Source organism: Pseudomonas sp. SIMBA_068 (genome assembly GCF_046534705.1).
GTDB lineage: Bacteria > Pseudomonadota > Gammaproteobacteria > Pseudomonadales > Pseudomonadaceae > Aquipseudomonas > Aquipseudomonas putida.
On sequence record NZ_JAWRYI010001093.1, the window covers coordinates 1 to 253 of the forward strand.

At 43.1% G+C, this 253-nt stretch carries 1 pseudogene; it reads right to left on the reverse strand.

The window, feature by feature from the left end:
- Window positions 1-198: pseudogene (locus SB756_RS32845) on the reverse strand (two-component sensor histidine kinase); the annotation flags it as partial.
- Window positions 199-253: the final 55 nt, after the last annotated feature.

Here is a 253-nt window from a genome sequence, read left to right on the forward strand (position 1 = left end):
TATTCGGCCCGGGTCACACCACACTTGCTCTTTACTTATGTCTAAGGTTAAAGTAAGACCCGCGGCGGTTAAGTTGCTTTTAAGTTCCAAGCTGTCAGCGATGACTTTTTTACCTAATTCGCATTTTTGTAGCTCTATGTTTAAATGGTCGTTATCGGCTAGGCTTACTACTCTTAAGTCCTCAGTGATTCTCGTCAAACCCTCCACTTGACGCATTAATATTGAAAATTGCGCTTGGTTTGGGAGGAACACG